25 protein-coding genes and 1 pseudogene are annotated in these 17,902 nt (G+C 68.0%); 13 read left to right on the forward strand and 13 right to left on the reverse strand.

The window, feature by feature from the left end; translation table 11 throughout:
• Position 1: 1 nt before the first annotated feature.
• Both ACP15H_RS15430 and ACP15H_RS15435 read right to left on the reverse strand, forming a co-directional pair.
• Positions 2-415, reverse strand: a complete 414-nt coding sequence (locus ACP15H_RS15430) for a hypothetical protein (RefSeq protein ID WP_425067068.1) — start codon at positions 413-415, stop codon at positions 2-4.
• Positions 416-515: 100 nt separating this feature from the next.
• Positions 516-1,424 carry a fructose bisphosphate aldolase gene (locus tag ACP15H_RS15435; RefSeq protein ID WP_425067069.1) on the reverse strand — a complete coding sequence of 303 codons (909 nt, stop codon included), beginning with the start codon at positions 1,422-1,424 and terminating at the stop codon, positions 516-518.
• A 184-nt stretch (positions 1,425-1,608) separates the two neighbouring features.
• Between ACP15H_RS15435 and ACP15H_RS15440 the strand changes: the two genes are divergently transcribed.
• The 3 genes from ACP15H_RS15440 (at position 1,609) to ACP15H_RS15450 (ending at position 3,586) form a co-directional block, all read left to right on the forward strand.
• On the forward strand, positions 1,609-2,436 hold the full coding sequence (locus ACP15H_RS15440; protein WP_425067070.1) for a response regulator: 828 nt from the start codon (positions 1,609-1,611) through the stop codon (positions 2,434-2,436).
• On the forward strand, positions 2,423-3,043 hold the full coding sequence (locus ACP15H_RS15445; protein ID WP_425067071.1) for a hypothetical protein: 621 nt from the start codon (positions 2,423-2,425) through the stop codon (positions 3,041-3,043). Before ACP15H_RS15440 ends, ACP15H_RS15445 begins: the two co-directional genes overlap by 14 nt.
• A gap of 87 nt (positions 3,044-3,130) precedes the next feature.
• Positions 3,131-3,586 (forward strand): YccF domain-containing protein, encoded by a 456-nt coding sequence (locus ACP15H_RS15450; protein ID WP_425067072.1) that lies wholly within the window; start codon positions 3,131-3,133, stop codon positions 3,584-3,586.
• Between the two features lie 25 nt (positions 3,587-3,611).
• Here the strand turns inward: ACP15H_RS15450 and ACP15H_RS15455 are convergent, their stop codons facing one another.
• Positions 3,612-3,803 (reverse strand): hypothetical protein, encoded by a 192-nt coding sequence (locus ACP15H_RS15455; protein WP_425067073.1) that lies wholly within the window; start codon positions 3,801-3,803, stop codon positions 3,612-3,614.
• A 402-nt stretch (positions 3,804-4,205) separates the two neighbouring features.
• Between ACP15H_RS15455 and ACP15H_RS15460 the strand changes: the two genes are divergently transcribed.
• From ACP15H_RS15460 to ACP15H_RS15480, 5 genes are all read left to right on the forward strand, one after another.
• Complete coding sequence (locus ACP15H_RS15460; protein ID WP_425067074.1) at positions 4,206-4,544, forward strand: hypothetical protein; 339 nt, start codon at positions 4,206-4,208, stop codon at positions 4,542-4,544.
• A 60-nt stretch (positions 4,545-4,604) separates the two neighbouring features.
• Entirely contained in the window at positions 4,605-5,141 is a 537-nt protein-coding gene (locus ACP15H_RS15465; protein ID WP_425067075.1) for a hypothetical protein, read from the forward strand.
• A gap of 319 nt (positions 5,142-5,460) precedes the next feature.
• On the forward strand, positions 5,461-5,721 hold the full coding sequence (locus ACP15H_RS15470) for a hypothetical protein (protein ID WP_425067076.1): 261 nt from the start codon (positions 5,461-5,463) through the stop codon (positions 5,719-5,721).
• A 44-nt stretch (positions 5,722-5,765) separates the two neighbouring features.
• Positions 5,766-6,161 (forward strand): group III truncated hemoglobin, encoded by a 396-nt coding sequence (locus tag ACP15H_RS15475; protein WP_425067077.1) that lies wholly within the window; start codon positions 5,766-5,768, stop codon positions 6,159-6,161.
• 55 nt (positions 6,162-6,216) lie between these two features.
• Entirely contained in the window at positions 6,217-6,513 is a 297-nt protein-coding gene (locus ACP15H_RS15480; protein WP_425067078.1) for a DUF1971 domain-containing protein, read from the forward strand.
• Between the two features lie 10 nt (positions 6,514-6,523).
• On the opposite strand, the gene ACP15H_RS15485 is transcribed toward ACP15H_RS15480, so the two are convergent.
• Entirely contained in the window at positions 6,524-6,919 is a 396-nt protein-coding gene (locus ACP15H_RS15485) for a hypothetical protein (protein WP_425067079.1), read from the reverse strand.
• 97 nt (positions 6,920-7,016) lie between these two features.
• A complete protein-coding gene (nhaA, locus tag ACP15H_RS15490; RefSeq protein WP_425067080.1) occupies positions 7,017-8,216 on the reverse strand; it encodes a Na+/H+ antiporter NhaA in 1,200 nt (399 codons plus the stop codon).
• A gap of 172 nt (positions 8,217-8,388) precedes the next feature.
• Between nhaA and ACP15H_RS15495 the strand changes: the two genes are divergently transcribed.
• A complete protein-coding gene (locus ACP15H_RS15495) occupies positions 8,389-8,883 on the forward strand; it encodes a hypothetical protein (protein ID WP_425067081.1) in 495 nt (164 codons plus the stop codon).
• Positions 8,884-9,028: 145 nt separating this feature from the next.
• Here ACP15H_RS15495 and ACP15H_RS15500 read toward each other — a convergent pair whose 3' ends face one another.
• From ACP15H_RS15500 to ACP15H_RS15520, 5 genes are all read right to left on the reverse strand, one after another.
• The gene (locus tag ACP15H_RS15500) at positions 9,029-9,229 is read right to left on the reverse strand and encodes a hypothetical protein (protein WP_425067082.1); all 201 of its coding nucleotides are present in this window, start codon (positions 9,227-9,229) and stop codon (positions 9,029-9,031) included.
• A gap of 112 nt (positions 9,230-9,341) precedes the next feature.
• Positions 9,342-9,707 (reverse strand): hypothetical protein, encoded by a 366-nt coding sequence (locus tag ACP15H_RS15505; protein ID WP_425067083.1) that lies wholly within the window; start codon positions 9,705-9,707, stop codon positions 9,342-9,344.
• Positions 9,708-9,858: 151 nt separating this feature from the next.
• Positions 9,859-10,854, reverse strand: a complete 996-nt coding sequence (locus ACP15H_RS15510; RefSeq protein ID WP_425067084.1) for a Bug family tripartite tricarboxylate transporter substrate binding protein — start codon at positions 10,852-10,854, stop codon at positions 9,859-9,861.
• 142 nt (positions 10,855-10,996) lie between these two features.
• Complete coding sequence (lysM, locus tag ACP15H_RS15515) at positions 10,997-11,431, reverse strand: peptidoglycan-binding protein LysM (protein ID WP_425067085.1); 435 nt, start codon at positions 11,429-11,431, stop codon at positions 10,997-10,999.
• Positions 11,432-11,516: 85 nt separating this feature from the next.
• Positions 11,517-12,302, reverse strand: coding sequence for a DUF5131 family protein (locus ACP15H_RS15520; RefSeq protein ID WP_425067086.1), 786 nt, complete (start codon positions 12,300-12,302; stop codon positions 11,517-11,519).
• A gap of 182 nt (positions 12,303-12,484) precedes the next feature.
• On the opposite strand from ACP15H_RS15520, the gene ACP15H_RS15525 reads away from it, so the two are divergent.
• A complete protein-coding gene (locus ACP15H_RS15525) occupies positions 12,485-12,937 on the forward strand; it encodes a helix-turn-helix domain-containing protein (RefSeq protein ID WP_425067087.1) in 453 nt (150 codons plus the stop codon).
• Between the two features lie 803 nt (positions 12,938-13,740).
• On the opposite strand, the pseudogene ACP15H_RS15530 reads toward ACP15H_RS15525, so the two are convergent.
• A pseudogene (locus tag ACP15H_RS15530) lies at positions 13,741-13,983 on the reverse strand (hypothetical protein); the annotation flags it as partial.
• 231 nt (positions 13,984-14,214) lie between these two features.
• Between ACP15H_RS15530 and ACP15H_RS15535 the strand changes: the two are divergent.
• Together ACP15H_RS15535 and ACP15H_RS15540 are read left to right on the forward strand one after the other, a co-directional pair.
• Positions 14,215-15,000: an SDR family NAD(P)-dependent oxidoreductase gene (locus tag ACP15H_RS15535; protein WP_425067088.1), complete on the forward strand. Its 786-nt coding sequence runs from the start codon at positions 14,215-14,217 to the stop codon at positions 14,998-15,000.
• Positions 15,001-15,025: 25 nt separating this feature from the next.
• A complete protein-coding gene (locus ACP15H_RS15540) occupies positions 15,026-16,258 on the forward strand; it encodes an acetyl-CoA C-acetyltransferase (RefSeq protein WP_425067089.1) in 1,233 nt (410 codons plus the stop codon).
• Between the two features lie 299 nt (positions 16,259-16,557).
• On the opposite strand, the gene ACP15H_RS15545 is transcribed toward ACP15H_RS15540, so the two are convergent.
• Both ACP15H_RS15545 and ACP15H_RS15550 read right to left on the reverse strand, forming a co-directional pair.
• Positions 16,558-16,965 carry a hypothetical protein gene (locus ACP15H_RS15545; RefSeq protein WP_425067090.1) on the reverse strand — a complete coding sequence of 136 codons (408 nt, stop codon included), beginning with the start codon at positions 16,963-16,965 and terminating at the stop codon, positions 16,558-16,560.
• The gene (locus tag ACP15H_RS15550; protein WP_425067091.1) at positions 16,965-17,210 is read right to left on the reverse strand and encodes a hypothetical protein; all 246 of its coding nucleotides are present in this window, start codon (positions 17,208-17,210) and stop codon (positions 16,965-16,967) included. The genes ACP15H_RS15545 and ACP15H_RS15550 overlap by 1 nt, the downstream gene beginning before the upstream one ends.
• Before the next feature lie 102 nt (positions 17,211-17,312).
• Between ACP15H_RS15550 and ACP15H_RS15555 the strand changes: the two genes are divergently transcribed.
• A complete protein-coding gene (locus tag ACP15H_RS15555; protein ID WP_425067092.1) occupies positions 17,313-17,891 on the forward strand; it encodes a thermonuclease family protein in 579 nt (192 codons plus the stop codon).
• Positions 17,892-17,902 lie beyond the last annotated feature (11 nt).

Raw genomic sequence — 17,902 nt, forward strand, 5'->3', positions numbered from 1 at the left:
TTCAGGTCAGCATCAGCGCCTTGCGCAGGCGCTCGGCGACCTCCGGGTCGAACGCGAATTCCTGCTGCGTGGCCCAGCCGACATAACGGCGGACCGGCCTGGCGCCCACCACTTCGGTCAGGCGCAGCGCGTCGTTCTCGTCTTCGAAGGCGGCCTGCACGAGCAGGCGGCCGCGGTCGCGGCTGACGCGGATCGCCCAGTCGCCCTTGGCCCGCAGGGCCACGATCAGCCGGCCCAGCAGCTTCGGCCGGTCGATCCGGTCGGCCTCGTGCTCGCCGGTCACGAGATGACAGGCAGGATACCAGCGCACCAGTCGCTCCCAGGGCACCGGCCTGCCGCCCGAGACGCCGCGGGCGACCGGCTTCGCGGCCGCCGCACGGCGGGCGGGCGGGCGTGCCTTCTTCCTCTCTGCCATCCAATCGTCTCCAGCTGACCCAGGCCTGTTGGAGACATGTTAGCATGGCGTGGGCGCTCCGGCGCATCGAGGCACGCGGCACCGCGCCCGCCAGACGCCCCTAGTCGCCGACCCGCTTGCGCGTCGAGGCCGCGTGAATCTCGGCGATCGAGCGCGCGAGGGCCACATCGAACTCGGGATCGCTCATCGTGACGTTCAGCCCTTCGGTCAGCGCGCGCGAGAAGCTCGCGATCATGCCCGGCGTCGCGGCGAGGCGGCGGCAGGCTTCGGCACGCGGATAGCCGCCGGACAAAGCGAGCAGCCGCGCGACGCGGCCATGGTCCAGCAGGTCGCCGTAGCGCCCCGGATCGCTCGGCAGCGTCAGCTTGAGGATGACCTGTACGCCCTCGGGCAGACCATCGAGGCGGCGCAGCAGCGCGTCGCGCAACATCGCCTCGGCGGCGTCCTTGTCGGGACTGTCGATCAGCACCTCAGGCTCGACGATCGGCATCAGCCCCTGCCGCGCGATCTGCGCGGCGATCTCGAACTGCTGTCCGACCACCGCGTCGATGCCTTCGTGCGAGGCCGTGCGGATGGTCGAGCGCATCTTGGTGCCGAACACGCCGAGATCCGCCGCCTCCGCCAGCCGTGCCTCGAGGCCGGTCAGAGGCTTCATCGGACTGACCCCGTCGCGCTCGGGCAGCAGCCCCTCGTCCACCTTCAGGAAGGGAACGATGCCGCGGCTCCACAGGAAGGCCGGGACGGGCGTGCCGTCGGCGGTGCCGCGCATCGTGCGCTCGAACAGGATGGCGCTGAGGACGCGCTCGCCGGTGAACGACGGTGCCCGCATGATCCGCACGCGCATCTCGTGCATCAACCCGAACATTTCCGTTTCGTTCGAATAGGCGGAGGCCGCGATGCCGTATTGCGCCAGCGCCTTCGGCGTCGAGCCGCCGCTCTGGTCGAGCGCGGCCACGAAGCCCGCCCCGCCCGTGACCCTGTCGTGCATCGTCTCACGGAGATCCGTCATGCCGCCCTCGTTCTGTTCCAATGGAGCCCACGTGACGTCACGATTCGGTGAGGGCTGAATGTGTCCCGAAACCGAATCTGACGCTCAAGCGTAGCAATGGTTGCAGGGCTGTTCACAAGCGCTGCTTTTTCAACCCGCGGAGCGGCAAGTGCATATTTTGGGGTCCGATATTCTGAAGCAGCTCATGGTCGACAGTCTGCGCGATTGCGGGCTGGTCTTGCTCGACATCGAGGGCAAGGTGCTGAGCTGGAATGCGGGCGCGAAGGGATTGCTGGGCTACGAGGAAGCCGATGCGATCGGACAGCCTTTTGCCCGCATCGTTCCCCCCGAGACCCTCGACGCGGCCGGCGCGCCGCCGTCGCTGGCCAAGGCCCGGCGTTATGGCCGGCATGAGGAGATCTGCCAGCGTACGCACAGCGACGGCACCGGCCTCGAGGTGCGAGAGGTCGTGATCCCGCTGCGCGACCCGCAGCACAATCTGGTGGCCTTCGGTCTCATGATGCAGGCGCTGGAGGCCGCGCGCGACGCCGCGACTCGACCGGCGGCGACGCCGGTACGGCGGGCGCCGAAGGTGCTGCTGGTCGACGACGACGAGGTCGTGCGGGTGATGGCGATGCACCAGCTCGAGGACCTGGGCTACGAGGTGCTCAGTGCGGCCAGCGGCGCGGAAGCGCTCGACATCCTGGCGCGCGACGAAAGCATCGACCTGCTATTCACCGACGTCATCATGCCCGGCATGGACGGCGGCCGGCTTGCCGAGGAGGCGCGCACGATCCGCCCCGACATCAGGATCCTCTTCACGTCAGGCTATTTCGAGCACGCGCTGGTCGAGCGGGGCAACATCAAGCCCAATGCCAACCTGCTGGTGAAGCCCTACCGTCGCAACGAGCTTGCCCGGATGATGAACAGGATGCTGGCGAAGGACGTCGCCGAGGCGGAGGAACTCGCCTGGCAGCAGGGTCCCGTTTCGCCGTCCCGCGAAGACGCCCCGGCCCGGCATGCGCGCCTTTGACTTCCTCCGTGTCGGCTGGCTCACCGTCCTGCTCCTGATCGGCGGGATCGTTCCGCCCGCCGGGGCCATGACCTTCTCGACCCTGACCCGGCCCGACGGCACGCGCATCGTGCTGGCCGAGGGGCCGGTGGCCGAGGGCGACGCCGCGCGCCTGCGCATCGCGCTGCAATCGGCCGACCGCGATCCGGCCGGATACAAGGTGCTGGCGCTCGACGGTCCCGGCGGCGCCATCGTCGAGGCCTTCGCCATGGTCGAGGTGATGGACCGCGAGCGCGTCGCCACCGTGGTACGCGACGGCGCGAGCTGTGCTTCGGCCTGCGCGCAGATCCTGTTCCTGTCGGGCGCGCACCGCACGATCGAAGGCAGCGGCCGGCTCGGCCTGCATTCCTGCTACACCGCCGGCGATCGCAGCCGCTCGGCCGCCTGCAACGAGCTGATCGCGCAGAACGCGCTGGCACGCGGCACGCCCTACACCTCGATCATGGTGTTCCTGCATCTCACGGGCCCGACTGAGATGAAGTGGCTGGGCGCCGCCGAAGCCGGCCCGCTCGGCTTCACCCGCAAGCCGCCCGACGCTCCCCAGGTCGCCAGCGCCTATCGCATGTGAGCGGCAGCGATTGCCATCCTCACGGCCGACGGCGCATGGTGGCCGCGAGGCCGCGAGGCCGCGGGCCGCGGCAGGGGGAGAGCGACGTTGAGGACCTTGGGCAATATTCTGTGGCACATCCCGTTCCTGGGCTTCCTCACCGCGGCCTTCTACTGGCTGCTCGGCCTGGTGCTCACCCTGCTGGTCGTCACCGCGCCGCTGGGGCTCGGGCTGATGGAATTCGGCAAGTTCCTGCTGGCGCCGTTCGGCAACGAGATGGTGAGCAAGTCGGACCTCGACATGCCGCAGAACCCGCTGTGGCGCGCCTACTCGACGCTGGTGATGCTGGTTTACCTGCCGTTCGGCGTGCTGTTCGTGATCCTGAACGCAATCCAGGTGTTCGCACTGTGCCTGTCGATCGTCGGCATCCCGGTCGCGCTGGTGATCGCCAAGTCGCTGGGCACGGTGCTCAATCCCGTGAACAAGATCTGCGTGCCCACGGAAGTGGCCGAAGAGATGGCGCGCCGCAACGCCCGCGCCGAGATCGACCGCCGCCGCGCCTGAGGCAGCGCCTGACCGCGCGTCGCGATCAGCAGGGCGCGGGATCTGGCACCGGCTCCAGGGCGCGAGCGTTCGTGAGCGAGCAGGCCCTCTCGTCGGCGAGTTCCTCGGCCAGCCGTCTCTCGGCATAGTCGCGCTGCGCCTCGTCGAGCCGGCCGCTCGCAAGCTGCTTCGTCAGGTTCTCGATGTTCTTGCGGCGGATGAAGTCCTGCATGGCCATGCGCCCCTCCGGCGTTGGACTGCAGTGCCATCGAACACCCGAAACCCGCCGGGCGCAACCGGCGGGAGCATTGCGCGAGATATGCGAATCACTCGGGTCGTGGCGTGGCGACGGTGTCAGCCCCCGAAGGCCGCGCCGAGGGTGCCGATGAGACCACCCATGAACAGCAGGTAGCCGAAGGTCGCGAGTAGAAGGTGGCGAGAGCTGTCGTCCATGTCGGTATCCCGTTGCCCGTTCATTGTTCGAAATCGTCGTCGCATTGCACGACGGGAGAGCGAACGACACGGGTGCAAGACCGTTCCGGCGCGCCGCCGTGCCGGGCAACCTTTCGAGCGGAGCGTGTCCTCGCGGCCACAGGGTCCCTAGCGACGCAGCCCCCGGTGGCCTGCTGCGTTGAGGACCATGTCAGACTTCCGCACGGCCGCAGATCCCCCCCTCGACGATCCCAAGCCCGGCAAGGAGGTCCCGATCGGCGACCCTCCCGGTGCCGGCGACCCGCCCCAGGAAGCACCGCGCGAAAATCCGGACGAAAAGCCAAAACCCGTCGAGCGCATCCAGAAGCTCCGCGTCGGCGTGCGCGCGATCTGGTGGAGCGCCCTCGTCCTCACCCTGGCCTTCGCCGGCGCCGCCCTGTGGATGGGCCTCGGCCGCCGCGATCCCTTCGCGCTGTTCTTCGTCCTCCTGGCCGGCCTCTGCGCCCTCGCCGGTTACGGCGCCGTGGCCTCCCTGCGCCAGCGATAGCGCGCGGCCAGCGTCGGCCATTGCGAAAGGCCAACCGCCTTCGCATGATCGGCGGGACGGATGACACGCCCTGCCAGACTGCGAACCAAGCAAGAGCTCGGCCTTCCCAAATGGATGCCGGCGGTCGAAGGGTCGCTCGACGACCCGCCGATCGTGCTGCGGCAGGACCGGCTGAAACTGTCTTTGTTGTGCCTGTGTCTCATCGTCGTGGGCGGCCTCATCCTGCTGATCCCCGTGCGCGTTTACTCCGCCTGGCATCTCATCTTCCTGGGCTTTCTGGGACTTTGCCTCGTGACGTTCGGTGCGATGGCGGTTCGCCCCGCGACGCTCATTCTCGACCCGCACGGACTGATCTGGCGCCATGCGTTTCGCACCGTCGACTATCCCTGGAGCGCCTTCGCCCGCTTCTACGTGTTGTCCAGACCGCGACGGTTCACCGTCGTCGTCGGCGAGTTCACGCACCTGGGCCCGCCGAAGCCTGCCTGGCGGCGCTACCTCACCGGAAGCGTGGAACTCGGCAGCTTCTGGGAACTCCCGCCCCAGCGCGTCGCCGACGTGCTGAACGAGGCCCGCGCGCGATGGGCGCCGGCGGTGTAACGCCGAATGCGGCGCCGTGGACGGCGTCGTGCGGTGAATGGGTCGCTCTTTCTCCGCAGATTGTGCGGCGAAAGCAGGCCTCAATCGCCGCACTGAAAGCGGCGATTGAGGCTGACGACATCCATCAGCGCTGAGACGGGCCCCACTTGGCCTGGCGACAGGATGGGCTCGCCACGCTGCTGTCCGCCGCGGCTCAGGCCGCCTCATCGCCCAGATGCTGCCGCCAACGCCCTTGCCAACGCCGCGCCCAGGGAAAACCATGCAACGTCGTCGGCGGGCGCCTGTTGGCAGGCCCCGTAGCTCTTCCGCGGAGGTTTTCATGTCGATGAAGAAGATGCCGTTCGCGGCGTTGTTCCTGGCTCTGGCCGGCTGCAGCGGCAGCGCCGGCACCGGCACGGCCGGCCCGACCGGCGGCAACCCCGGCGCCACCGGCGCGGCGTCGGAGCGCTACATGGGCGTCCGCTCCAACGTCAACGGCACCTGGAACGGCGCCACCAGCTCCTCGACCATGCTCGAGCAGCGGATCAAGGAGGATTCGGCGCGCGGCGCCTCCAGCGGCGGCGGCGACACGAAATACTGAGGCCGCGCCCCGATGTCTCTCCGGCATGGGATCGGAGCGAGGCGATGAGCGGCCTGGCGTTTGGCGAGATCGACGGCGTCGACGAAGAGAGCCTGGCCCGGCTGGTCGGCCGCTTCTACGCCGCCGTCCGGTCCGACGCGCTGATCGGCCCGGTGTTCAACGACGCGATCGACGACTGGCCGCTGCATCTCGACAAGCTCGCCGCCTTCTGGTCCTCGGTGATGCTGGGCACCGGCCGCTACGACGGCAGGCCGATGGCGGCCCATTTCCGGCATCGCGCGCGGATCACGCCGGCGATGTTCGACCGCTGGCTCACGCTGTGGGGCGAGGCCACCGAGGCGGAAATGCCGCCCGCCGCCGCGCGCGCCCTGCAGGTCAGGGCCGGGCGCATTGCGGAGAGCTTCAAGCTGAACCTCGCCCGCTTTGGCGGGGGCATCTGAGACGCCGCGACGCGCGGACAAAACGCGGAACCAGCGCCGACGCATGAGGAACGAAATGCCCTCCCCCGCCCCCTACAAATCGACGCCGGTGTTCGACGAGACGACGCTGCCCGCGGCACTGCGGCGCGAGCACCGGACGAAGGCGGGCGTGTGGGGCGTGATCCGCGTGCTCGCGGGCGAGGTCAGGTTCGTCGTTGCCGGCGGCGCGGCAACGATCCTGACCCCGGATCGCCCGGGGCTCGTCCTGCCCGACCAGCCGCACCACGTGGAGCCGCTGGGGAGGATGCGCCTGCAGGTCGATTTCTACGACCGGGCGCCGGACATCGGCGGGGTTGCGGCCCCGACGCCGTAGCCGGACCGTCTCAGGCGGGCGTGCTGGCCAGGATGGCGGGCGAATCGAGCCAGACGCGCGCCTTGTCCGCCTGCTTGAACACGCGCATCGGCCGCTTCGGCACGGCGAGGATGCCCAGCAGCCGCGCCACCTGCCAGTAATTCTCGTCGCGCACGACGAGGGCGAGCGGCCCCAGCCCGCTGCCCGCCGCCTCGTGGATCGACCGGAGGCGGACGCCGACCGTGAGCAGATGTTCGGGCTCCATCTGAGTCTGGGCCAGCCGGCCATCGAACAGCTTGCGATAGCCTAGGATGTTGGACCCGACGATCATGTCCAGCATGCGATTGACTTCGTCGAGATCGATGGGCCCGTCACCGGTGGCGACCATGATCTTAGCCCGCGAATCGATCGTCCAATGGAGCGCCATGCGCCAGCCAATCTCTGAAAAGTGATTAAAGGTCGTTTGACAATCTTTTAGCAGCGTGGATGCAGCGCAAGCAATCGACTCGCGCGGCCGGCGCCTCCTAGAAGGCCTTTGCTTCTGCGCCGCCCGGACGCGGGCTCAGAAGAAGCACGATCGTCCCCAGCACCGCCGCAACCAGCGAGCCCAGCAGGATGCCGATCTTCACGCCGTCCTGCAGGGCCGGACTGTCGGGAAAGGCCAGCAGGCCGATGAACAGGCTCATGGTGAAGCCGATGCCGCAGAGCAGCGACACACCCAGCACATGCAAGGGGGCCGCGTTGGTCGGACCGTCGGCGAACCCCAGCTTCACCGTAGCAAGCGCAGTGCCATAGACGCCGATCACCTTGCCGAGCAGCAGCCCGCCCGCGACGCCCAGGGTCAGCGGATCGACCAGCTTCGCCGCATCGAAGCCCGCCAGCGAGACGCCGGCATTGGCGAAGCCGAAGATCGGGATGATGAAGAACGGCACGACCTTGATCAGCGCGTGCTCGAGCGTGTGCAGCGGCGAGCCGGGCGCCGGCGCGCGCCCGCCGGCCACGGGACGGCCGAGCGGAATGGTGAAGGCGAGCGCCACGCCCGCGACCGTGGCATGGATGCCCGACAGCAGCACCAGCAGCCACAGGACCGCGCCCAGCATCAGATAGGGAAGCAGCGCCCTCACCTTGAACCGGTTGAGCGCCAGCAGCGCCGCCAGCACCGCGGCCGCGCCGCCCAGCGCCGCGAGGTCGAGATTGCCGGTGTAGAAGACGGCGATGATCAGCACCGCGCCGAGATCGTCGATGATCGCGAGCGCGGTCAGGAACACCTTCATCGACGCGGGCACGCGGTTGCCGAACAGCGACAGCACGCCCAGCGCGAAGGCGATGTCGGTCGCGGTGGGAATCGCCCAGCCGCGGATCACCTGGCCGTTGTGCCAGTTGAGCGCGGCGAAGATCAGCGCCGGCACCGCCATGCCGCCGGCGGCGCAGAGGCCGGGCAGGATGCGGCGCGGCCAGGTCGAGAGCTGTCCGTCGACGATCTCGCGCTTGATCTCCAGCCCGACCAGCAGGAAGAACAGCGCCATCAGCGCATCGTTGATCCAGTGCGAGACGCTGAGCGGCCCGACATAGGTCTTCAGCGCGGCGAAATAGGCGGGCGCCAGCGCCGAGTTGGCGACGATCAGCGCCAGCGCCGCGGCCACCATCAGGACGATGCCGCCCGAGGCCTCGCCGTCGATGAAGCGGCGCAACAGGGTCGGACGCACGTTGGGATTGCGGGTCATGGGTCTCGCAAAGACAAAGGACCGCTGGCGGCCCGACCAGCGCTATTCCCTGCCCGTACCGTTGTGCGGACACCCGCGCCTGTTCTGGCCCATCGGGCGCGCGACGGCAACAGCATCCGGCTGCACGCGCGTGCAAATTCGTGGCATAGCGGCGCCCTCAGGGGGAGATGCGATGGTTCGGCGTTTGGGAGGCCTTCTGGTCCTGGGACTGATGGCGTCGGCGTTCGCCGCGGCGCCGCCCGCGGGTGCGCAGACCCGGAAGATCGGCACGTTCGGCGGCTGGGACATCGCCATCGTCCACGACAAGGGCCGGTTCGTAAGCTGCGTCGCCGACACGACGGGCGCGGACAATGAGGGATTGCGGCTGAGCTTCGACGAGGACGGCCGGCGTCACTTCATCCTGGCGGGCCCGCCGACCAGCGGCGCCCGGGACGAGGTCGTCGTCGTCCTGCAGCCCAGCGGCAGGCGCTTCACCTTCCCCCTGGTCCAGCGATCGCCCGACCGGCTGTGGAGCCCGGTCCTGGAAAACGACTTCACCGACCCGTTCTTCGCCTCGAAGCTCATGGAGGTGCTGCTGCCCGCGCGCAACGTGACGCGCCGCTTCGACCTCGGCGATCCCGACACGATGAGCGCCCGCATCGACGGCTGCGTGGCGTCCCGGCAATAGCGGCGGCGCGACGGCAACGGTCCCTCACGGTGTGCAGGATCAATCGCGCTCGGGTTGGCGCGGTGCGTCAGTTCAGAAAAACGGGGTCATCCCGAGCGCAGCGAGCGACCTTTCGCTTGCGCGCAAAGACGACGGCGGCGCGCGCTCAGGCGTGGCGCAGGGTGCCGCGCAATTGCTCGACGTTGGACTGGGTGGCCACGATCCGGCCCATCAGGTTGACCCGGCGGATCACGAGACTGGTGTTGCGCGGATTGACGTTCAGCTCCTTCGACAGATCGTTGAGATCGTCGCGGAGCCGGTTGAGATTGGTCTCGAGCTCGGCAAGCTTCCTGTCGTCCCTGCGCACCGGTACCCTCATAAAAGCGCCGGTGGCAGGATATCACGACAGGCCGGGGCGCGGACGAGGCGTTACCCCCCGCCCTTTTGTATCAATTGTATTCGAGAGCGGGCCGGGGGCCCTATTCGACCGGCCGGACGCGGCGCGAGGGCATGGTGACGGCGACTTCGAGTTCGCGGGTGAGCTCGGGCAGGGTCAGCATGCCCGGCCGCAGCAGCAGGCGGGCGACGCCGGAATTGCGGCGATTCTCCTCCGGCCAGATCGCGCGCCGCGCCAGCGAGCGGGCCTCGTCGTTCTTGCCGGCGCGCAGCGCCACGATGGCGGCGGCCAGGCAGCGCTGCTCCCATTCGCCGAACGGGCCCACGCCGCGGCCCAGCGCGTCGATGATCGTCTTGATGGCGTCGACCGCCATCTTCTTCTTGTCTTCGGAAGCCAGCCCCTCGGAGGAGAGGGCCAGCGATTTGCGGAGAGCTTCGATATCAGACATCGGTGCATCCTACTCCGGAATGGCGCGCCGCGCCTCACTCCCGGCAATAATCGTTCGTTTCGTTCGTTAGCCCCATCCGCGCCTTAACGGTTCTTGCCCGGCGACGGGGCGGCAGGACAAGAAGCGTACGCGGGGCAAACGCGGCCGGCCCCTACTCCACGCGGATGTTGCCGGCCTTGGCGATGGCGCCGAAATCGGTGCGCTCCTGCGCGATGAAGGCCAGCGTCTCGTCGGGCGTCGTGGTCCGGGGCGAGGCGCCCAGATCCCGGATGCGGTTGGCGATGGCCTCCTCCTGCAGCGCCTGGTTGATGGCGCCGTTCAGCCGCTGGACGATCTCGTCGGGCGTGCCCTTGGGCGCCATGAAGGCGTACCAGGCCACCCACTCGCGCTTGTCGAGGCCCAGCTCCATCATGGTCGGCACGTCGGGCAGGCGCGGCGAGCGCTCGCGCGAGGTGATGGCCAGCGCCCGCAGCTTGCCGCCGGCGATGTGCCCGGCGCTGGCGCCCAGACTGTCGACCGTGATCGGCACCTCGCCGTTGATCACCGCGAGCAGCGACTGCGGCGTGCTGCGATAGGGCACCGCCGGCATGTCGAGCCTGTGGCGGATCTTCGTGTCCTCGGCGACCAGGTGCGGGATGCTGCCCGACGCCGGCAGGCCATAGCGCCACTGGCCGGGCTCGGCCTGCGCCCTGGCGACGAACTCGGGCATCGTCCTGAAGGGCAGCGACGGCGTCACCACCCAGACCAGCGGCGAGGTCACGGCCACTGAGATCGGCGCGAGATCGTCGACCGGATCGAGCGGCATGTTGGGATAGATGCTGCTGCCGATCGAGATGGCGCCGACATGGGCGAACATGAAGGTGTAGCCGTCGGGCGCGCTGCGCTGGACCTCCTGCATGCCGATGATGCCGTTGGCGCCGGGCTTGTTGTCGACCACCACCGGCTGGCCCAGCAGCTCGGCGAGCCGCGGCGCCAGGATGCGGGCATAGACTTCGTAGCCGCCGGCCGCGCTCGGCACGACCAGCCGCAGCCGCCGGTTGGGCCAGTCGCTCGCCGGCGCACGCGTCTGCGCGATGGCAGGTGACGCGGCCAAAGCGGGTGACGCGGCCAAAAGACCGCCCAGCGCGGCACGACGTGTCAGGCGCATCGATCTCTCCTCCCCGATCGTTTCCGGCAGGTCATGTCGCCTGCTTGGCCGGAAGCCTAGAGGATGCGGTCGGGGAGGACTATCGGGTTGGCGCGCGCGCTATCGCAGGGCGGAGATGAAAGCGCGACGCAGCGACGACGGTTCAGGCTTTGGGAATGCGGATCTTCTGGCCGGGGAAGATCAGGTTCGCGTCCTTGATGACTTCGCGATTGGCTTCGAAGATCTTCGGATAGATGTTGGCATCGCCATAGAACTGCTTGGCGATGGCCGACAGCGTGTCGCCCGACTTGATGATGTAATACTGCGTGCCGTCGTCGATCGCGGCGACCTGGGCGCCGTCGACCTTGACCTCGCTCACGCCCATGATGTTGCCGGCCATCAGGATGGCCTTCTGCAGCGCTTCGACCGGGCCGCTGCCCGTGAGCGAAACGGCGCCGTCCTTGAACGAGACACCGAGATCCTTGATGCCGGGATTGGCCTTCTCGATCTCGGCCTTGATCTTGGCCGACGGATCGGCCTCGCCCTCGCCGAAGATCTTGCGGCCGATGGTCTTCACGAAATCGAACAAACCGCTCATGGCGAGCTCCCGGGGTTAGGGTGTGGCGCGTAACGAGCGCAGCCCGGTTTAGTTGCGGTCCATCGCCACCCTTCGGCGAGGCGGCTCAGGCCGCCCGCAGGCCCGCCGCCGGAAACTCGTCCCAGGTCCGCCCATCCAGCATGCGGCCCTGCTTCTTCTTGTTCGTCCCACCCCACTGCTTGAAGAAGAACGCCGTGCCCTGCGCGCGGCAGGCGTCGCGGATCTCGCGCACCCAGGCCGGATCGACGGGCCGCGCGCCGGGACCAGACTCGCCGCCGGCGATGGCCCAGTCGATCCCCCTCAGATCGATTCCACCGAGATCGAGGCCGCCCGGGACCGCCGAGACCAGCGACGACAGCAGCGGCTCCAGCGACAGGAAGCGCACGGCCGCCCGCACGCGGCGCAGGTGATCGATGCGGAAGAGATGGTCGGCATTCTCGACGCTCGTGCCCAGCCAGACGTTGGGCAGCAGCGGCAGCCGCGCCGTCAGTCCTTCCATGCGCTCGGGCCGCTTGGTGAGGATCTGGTAGGTGTGATGCGGCGTCCGCGCCATCACGTCCCAGACATCGGCGACGAAGGCTTCCGGCACGGCCTCCCAGAAGAGGTCCGACATCGAGTTGACGAAGATCATGCGCGGCTTCTTCCAGCCCTCGGGCACGCCCAGCGCCGCGCGATCGAGCCGCACCGCGCCCGTCCACTTCGCCCGCCCGCCGGAGGTGCGCGTCAGCCCGGCATACTTCGCCATGCCCATCGCCTCGAGACGCGCCGCCAGGCGCATCGCGTAGCAGTTGGTGCAGCCCGGCGACAGAACCGTGCAGCCCGCGACCGGATTCCAGGTCGCGTTCGTCCATTCGATCGAACTGGTGGCCATGCGCGAGACCCTGGGCGGACTTTCCGGCCTTTGTATGTCAAGACCATTCTCGCGGCCGGACGCCGATTTCGGCCCCTCTCCCCGCCCCGCGACATTCATTTCGAATGTTTCGACTATTTCGATTGTTTCGTTTATAGTGCGCGCTCCGCCCCTGCGGCGACACACACCAGCTGGAGACCCCGATGCCCGTCGACGACTCGCTTTCCCAACGCCTCCCGACGACCAACGAAGCCGAGAAGGCCGCGAAGGCCGGCACGGCCCTGGCGAGTCACCGGGACAAGCGCGGCGGCCTGTCGCTTCACGTCAAGAAGGGCGCCAAGAGCGCCGACGTGGACCTCCCGCCGGCGGTCGCCCGCCTGGTGCTCGATCTCCTGGAAGCCATCGGCCAGGGCTGCGCGGTCACGCTCGTGCCGTCCGGCGCGGATCTCTCGACCCAGCAGGCCGCCGACATGCTCGAGGTCTCCCGGCCGTTCCTCGTGAAGATGCTCGAGACCAGGGAAATCCCGCACCACAAGATCGGCACCCATCGCCGCATCCGCGCGGAAGACCTGCTCGCCTACAAGCACCGCCGCGACAGCAAGCGCACCGCCGCCCGGACCCGCCTCGCCCGGCTGGGGCAGGAGAGTGATGGCTGAGGGAGGCGTGGGTCGGATCGCTCCGCCGCGCTGCTCAGTATCAGAGTTAGTGCCGAACGGCGGATTGCGACCAGACGCTTCGGCTTTTGCTCTGCAACAAGCATCATTCGTTGCCTTCGCGCCCGCCGAAACGTCCCTGTTCAACTAAGTGATATTGACGAATGGCGCCGAAGGTGAGGAGATATCAAGGAAGATGTCGCCGCGACCGATCACGAACATCGAGTCATCGGGTTCGACGGTGCCCAATCACACTGACTACGTGAAGTCGAAGAAATCCGGCAAGAGCAACCCATTTTTGCGGCGAGCATCCACAATCATCACTTCGGCTGGAAGTTTACGAATTTGATCCGCGATGTCGCGGAAATCCAGATGAGGACTCGTTGCTTCTCTAATGGCTGTTGCTATTGGGCCCCGTCGCGTTGGGCCAGTCGTTATAGCTTGAGCCAAACTTGAATAGAGCTTTTGTAGTCGAAGAATAAATGTCCCAAGGTAACCAATGCTTGCTGAATTGTCTCCGAACTCTGGACCTTGAAGCGCAAAAGTAACCCGCTCATGAGTTCGGTGCCGAACAAGCTCGACCAATTCAAGTTGGAGTCGCGACTGAATCTGGAGAAGGCTCTCGCACGAGAGCTTAAAAGCAAAGCTAGGCCGCGGGTTGCACGCTAGTCAATGCATTCACTACCAAGGCGCGTAAGTTACTCCGCCTTCACCCCCTCCCGCATCCACCCTACTCTTTGCCACCCCTTCTCGATCGCGTCGCCGGTCAACACTTTCACGATCGCGTCAGGCACTACCTTCTCGTCCTAGCGCCTCGGCGCGATCTTCGCGGCGAGCCATTTAATCGTATCGATCTGGAGCCGGCAGATGGTGTCGGCATCGGCGTTGCGGGTGATCTGGATCGCTTGTTCGGCGAGCGCGTCGGCCTGCTGGTCGCGGGCCACGGCGTACCTGTCACGGAAAAGGCCGGGCTCGCCCTGCGAGCGGAGCGCGGCGTCGCGGCTGGGCATGTGGGTCGGGCAGCAGATGTCGCGCAGCAGCTCGCCGTCGGCTAGGCGGTGCCAACAACCACGCGAGCCTCTATCGCGACTCGGTTACTGACGCCCCCTTTTGCTAAGATCGACGAGAACGAAGAGCTTTTGCGCACGGCGCCTTCTATTCCGGATCGCGGCTTCACGTTTTGAGACGCGGACCCACACCTCTGGCCAAGCGCGGTCGCCATGCTCTAACAATCCGGGCGACCCACTCACGAAATCATATCCCCGGGGGAATTTTCGCTCATGCAACTCGACAAGACAGTGGCCGCGGTCATCACGGGCGGCGCGTCCGGCCTCGGCGCCGCCACCTCGCGCATGCTGGCCTCGCACGGCGTGAAGGTCGCGATCTTCGACCTCAACGCGGAACAGGGCGAGACGCTCGCTAAGGAAATCGGCGGCGTCTTCTGCAAGGTCAACGTGACGTCGACCGAGGAGGTCGAGGCCGGGTTCGCGAAGGCGCGGGCAGCGCACGGGCAGGAGCGCATTCTGGTGAACTGCGCCGGTGTCGGCGGCGGCGCCCAGAAGACCGCCTCGCTCGACCGCACGACCGGCGCGCCCAAGGAATATCCGCTGGAGAACTTCGAGCGCATCATCAACGTCAACCTGATCGGCACGTTTCGCTGCATCACCAAGTCGGCCGCGGGCATGCTGACGCTGGCCCCGCAGGCCGACGGCGATCGCGGCGTGATCCTCAACACCGCCTCGGTCGCGGCCGAGGACGGCCAGATCGGCCAGGTCGCCTATACGGCCTCGAAGGCCGGCGTCGTCGGCATCACGCTCGTGGTGGCGCGCGACCTCTCCAACGAGGGCATTCGCTGCAACACGATCCTGCCCGGCATCTTCGACACGCCGCTGCTCGCGCGCGCACCGGACAACGTCAAGGCGGCGCTGGCCGCCTCGGTGCCGTTCCCCAAGCGTCTGGGACGCCCCGAGGAATATGCCCAGGTCGCCCATACGATGATCACCTGCGGCTATCTCAATGGCGAGGACGTGCGCGTCGACGGCGCCATCCGCATGGCGCCGCGCTGAACCGGGACCGGGAAAGGACAGAACAATGACCGAAGCATGGATCATCGACGCCTGCCGCACGCCGCGCGGCGTCGGCAAGGCCGGCAAGGGCGCGCTGTGGGAGGTTCATCCGCAGCAGCTCGGCGCGACCGTCCTCAAGGCGATCGCCGACCGCAACAAGATCGACACAAAGGAAGTCGGCGACGTGATCTGGGGAACCGCCGCCCAGGTCAATAAGCAGAGCGGCGATCTCGGTCGCATGTCCGCCCTCGATGCCGGCTATGACGTCAAGGCGAGCGGCATCACGATCGACCGCTTCTGCGGGTCGGGCATCAGCGCCGTGAGCCTCGCCGCCGCCTGCATCAAGTCGGGCATGGAAGACCTGGTGGTCGCCGGCGGGACGGAGATGATGTCCATGGACCGCAGCCGCGGCAGCGGGCCGCCGGTCATGGACAACGGCAATCTGCGCCTGCGCCTGCATCATCCCCAGACGCACCAGGGCATCTGCGCCGACGCCATCGCCACGCTGGAGAAGATTCCGCGCCAGGCGCTGGACGAGGCCGGCTATATCAGCCAGCAGCGCGCGGCGATCGCCATCGCCGAGGGCCGTTTCAACAAGTCCCTGATCCCCGTCTACAAGGAGGACGGCACGCTGGCCCTCGATCGCGACGAATATCCGCGTCCGCAGACCACTCGCGAGGGACTGGCCAACCTCAAGGCCGCCTTCGCCGCGATGGCCGACATCCCGCTCGACGACAAGGGCATGACCTATCGGTCGCTGATCCTGCAGGCCTATCCCGGCCTCGAGATCGAGCATGTCCATCATGCCGGCAATTCCTCCGGCGTCGTCGACGGCTCGGCCGCCGTGCTGCTGGCGTCGCCCGACTACGCCAAGGCCCATGGCCTCAAGCCGCGCGCCCGCGTCGTGGCCATGGCGAACATGGGCGACAGCCCCGAGCTGATGCTCAACGCGCCGGTGCCGGCGGCCCGCAAGGTCCTGGAGAAGGCCGGCCTCAAGACGAGCGACATCGACCTCTGGGAGATCAACGAGGCCTTCGCCGTCGTCTCGGAGAAGTTCGTGCGCGATCTCGATCTCGATCGCGACAAGGTCAACGTCAACGGCGGCTCGATCGCGCTCGGCCACCCGATCGGCGCGACCGGCGCCGTGCTGATCGGCACCGTCCTCGACGAGCTCGAGCGGCAGGACAAGCAGTTCGGCCTCGTCACCATGTGCGCCGCCGGCGGCATGGCCCCGGCGATCATCATCGAGCGCATCTGAGAAACGCTTCGGAGACCCTCAGGGCGATCACATGTCGCCCTGAGGGCCGTTGCGGTTCGCTCGTTCGCGGAAGAGAAAGGTCCCTGTCGTCGCCGGGTCGCCCGCTCTAGAGTCTTTCCGCTTCAAGCTCACCCACACACCACCTCATCCTGAGGAGGCTGCGCAGCAGCCGTCTCGAAGGATGGGCGACAAAGGTGGTGCTCGTGCCCATGCTTCGAGACGGCCCTTCGGGCCTCCTCAGCATGAGGTTGGGGGTGACGGTGCTTCTATCTCGATCGGAAAGACCCTAGCTGCCGCCCTCACCCCGCCCGCAACCGCAGCACCCGCTCCCGCCCCTTCTCGATGGCGTCGCCGATCGAGACTTTCAGGGTCGCGTCGGGCAGCAGCTTGTCGCCGTAGCGCCGCGGCGCGATCTTGGCGATGAGCCATTTGATCGTGTCGATCTGCAGCCGGCAGACGGCCACGGTGTCGGCATCGGCGTTGCGCGCGATCTGGATCGCTTCCTCGGCCAGCGCATCGGCCTGCTGGTCGCGGGCGATGGCATAGCGGTCGCGGAACAAGGCTTGCTCGTTCTGCCAGCGGCGCACCGTGTCGCGGCTGGGCATGCGGGCCGGGCGACAGATGTCGCACAGCAGCTCGCCGTCGGCGAGGCGGCGGCAGATCTCGGCCGCCAGCGCCTCGCTGAACTGCGTGGGTCGCTCGGCCATCAGGGGCTCTCCGTGTCGTACTTGCCGGCGACCTTCTTGCCCAACCGCCGCCGGTTCACGCGCATCAGCATGATCGTGGCGGCGCGCGACTGGCCGGGCGCGAGGCCGGCGGCGCGGCGCTGGCGGCGGATCATGTCGGGATGCCGGTCCATCGCCTCGGCGATCCGCGCATCGGTCTCGCCGGCGGCGAGCAGCCGGCGGAGCTGCGCCGCATCGTCGGCGCTCCAGGGACGGCCGCGGCTCATCGCGTCGCTCCTTCACGGCAGGACAGGGGAAGCTCGATCTTGATCGTTCTGGTGCGTGCCATCGGCCTTTACCTCGCCTCAAACGGAAGTCACGGTCGGCGCATGAAGAGACTCGCCCTCGCCGCCCTCTCAGTTGCGCTGATGGCGCCCGCCGCTTGGGCGCAGAACGCCAAGCCGCCGGCCGCTGCGCCCGCGGCTCCGGCCGCGCCGCCTGCCAGGCCGCAGGGCTGCACCGCCACCAACGGCGCGCTGCCGCAGACCTGGTCCGGCCAGGCCTTCGCCCTCGATGGCGAGTCGCTGGGCGGCAGCGGGCTCAAGACGCCGCTGCGGATCTGGGGTGTGCAGGCGCCGGCGCTGCGCGATGCGCAGAGGGTCGAGACGGTGCCCGGCATGCGCGCGCGGGCGACGCTGGAAGATCTGCTGGCGCGGGCCGACCACAAGGTGAAGTGCCGCATCGCGCGCTACGATTCGGAATGCCGGCTGGTGGCGCAATGCGCGCTCGACGAGGCCCAGCCGATCGATCTCGGCGGCGCCATGCTGGCCTCCGGCGTCGTCTACGGCCACGAGCTCGACGAGCCGCTGTCGTGGGAGCCGCGCGCCGCCCAGCGCTACGCCGACGCCGAGTTCGAAGCCCGCAAGGCGCGCAAGGGCAGCTGGCCGCACTGGCTGGGCGAGCAGTAGCCTCGCCGCAA

The sequence above is a fragment of the Reyranella sp. genome (assembly GCF_965249915.1).
GTDB lineage: Bacteria > Pseudomonadota > Alphaproteobacteria > Reyranellales > Reyranellaceae > Reyranella.

Coding starts and splice junctions, on each gene's coding strand:
- ACP15H_RS15540 (WP_425067089.1), top strand. CDS start 15,026: ATGACCGAAGCATGGATCATCGACGCCTGCCGCACGCCGCGCGGCGTC.
- lysM (WP_425067085.1), bottom strand. CDS start 11,431: ATGAGCGGTTTGTTCGATTTCGTGAAGACCATCGGCCGCAAGATCTTC.
- ACP15H_RS15435 (WP_425067069.1), bottom strand. CDS start 1,424: ATGACGGATCTCCGTGAGACGATGCACGACAGGGTCACGGGCGGGGCG.
- ACP15H_RS15520 (WP_425067086.1), bottom strand. CDS start 12,302: ATGGCCACCAGTTCGATCGAATGGACGAACGCGACCTGGAATCCGGTC.
- ACP15H_RS15440 (WP_425067070.1), top strand. CDS start 1,609: ATGGTCGACAGTCTGCGCGATTGCGGGCTGGTCTTGCTCGACATCGAG.
- ACP15H_RS15460 (WP_425067074.1), top strand. CDS start 4,206: ATGTCAGACTTCCGCACGGCCGCAGATCCCCCCCTCGACGATCCCAAG.
- nhaA (WP_425067080.1), bottom strand. CDS start 8,216: ATGACCCGCAATCCCAACGTGCGTCCGACCCTGTTGCGCCGCTTCATC.
- ACP15H_RS15535 (WP_425067088.1), top strand. CDS start 14,215: ATGCAACTCGACAAGACAGTGGCCGCGGTCATCACGGGCGGCGCGTCC.
- ACP15H_RS15485 (WP_425067079.1), bottom strand. CDS start 6,919: ATGGCGCTCCATTGGACGATCGATTCGCGGGCTAAGATCATGGTCGCC.
- ACP15H_RS15445 (WP_425067071.1), top strand. CDS start 2,423: ATGCGCGCCTTTGACTTCCTCCGTGTCGGCTGGCTCACCGTCCTGCTC.
- ACP15H_RS15495 (WP_425067081.1), top strand. CDS start 8,389: ATGGTTCGGCGTTTGGGAGGCCTTCTGGTCCTGGGACTGATGGCGTCG.
- ACP15H_RS15545 (WP_425067090.1), bottom strand. CDS start 16,965: ATGGCCGAGCGACCCACGCAGTTCAGCGAGGCGCTGGCGGCCGAGATC.
- ACP15H_RS15555 (WP_425067092.1), top strand. CDS start 17,313: ATGAAGAGACTCGCCCTCGCCGCCCTCTCAGTTGCGCTGATGGCGCCC.
- ACP15H_RS15430 (WP_425067068.1), bottom strand. CDS start 415: ATGGCAGAGAGGAAGAAGGCACGCCCGCCCGCCCGCCGTGCGGCGGCC.
- ACP15H_RS15525 (WP_425067087.1), top strand. CDS start 12,485: ATGCCCGTCGACGACTCGCTTTCCCAACGCCTCCCGACGACCAACGAA.
- ACP15H_RS15475 (WP_425067077.1), top strand. CDS start 5,766: ATGAGCGGCCTGGCGTTTGGCGAGATCGACGGCGTCGACGAAGAGAGC.
- ACP15H_RS15465 (WP_425067075.1), top strand. CDS start 4,605: ATGACACGCCCTGCCAGACTGCGAACCAAGCAAGAGCTCGGCCTTCCC.
- ACP15H_RS15470 (WP_425067076.1), top strand. CDS start 5,461: ATGTCGATGAAGAAGATGCCGTTCGCGGCGTTGTTCCTGGCTCTGGCC.
- ACP15H_RS15510 (WP_425067084.1), bottom strand. CDS start 10,854: ATGCGCCTGACACGTCGTGCCGCGCTGGGCGGTCTTTTGGCCGCGTCA.
- ACP15H_RS15505 (WP_425067083.1), bottom strand. CDS start 9,707: ATGTCTGATATCGAAGCTCTCCGCAAATCGCTGGCCCTCTCCTCCGAG.
- ACP15H_RS15480 (WP_425067078.1), top strand. CDS start 6,217: ATGCCCTCCCCCGCCCCCTACAAATCGACGCCGGTGTTCGACGAGACG.
- ACP15H_RS15550 (WP_425067091.1), bottom strand. CDS start 17,210: ATGAGCCGCGGCCGTCCCTGGAGCGCCGACGATGCGGCGCAGCTCCGC.
- ACP15H_RS15455 (WP_425067073.1), bottom strand. CDS start 3,803: ATGGCCATGCAGGACTTCATCCGCCGCAAGAACATCGAGAACCTGACG.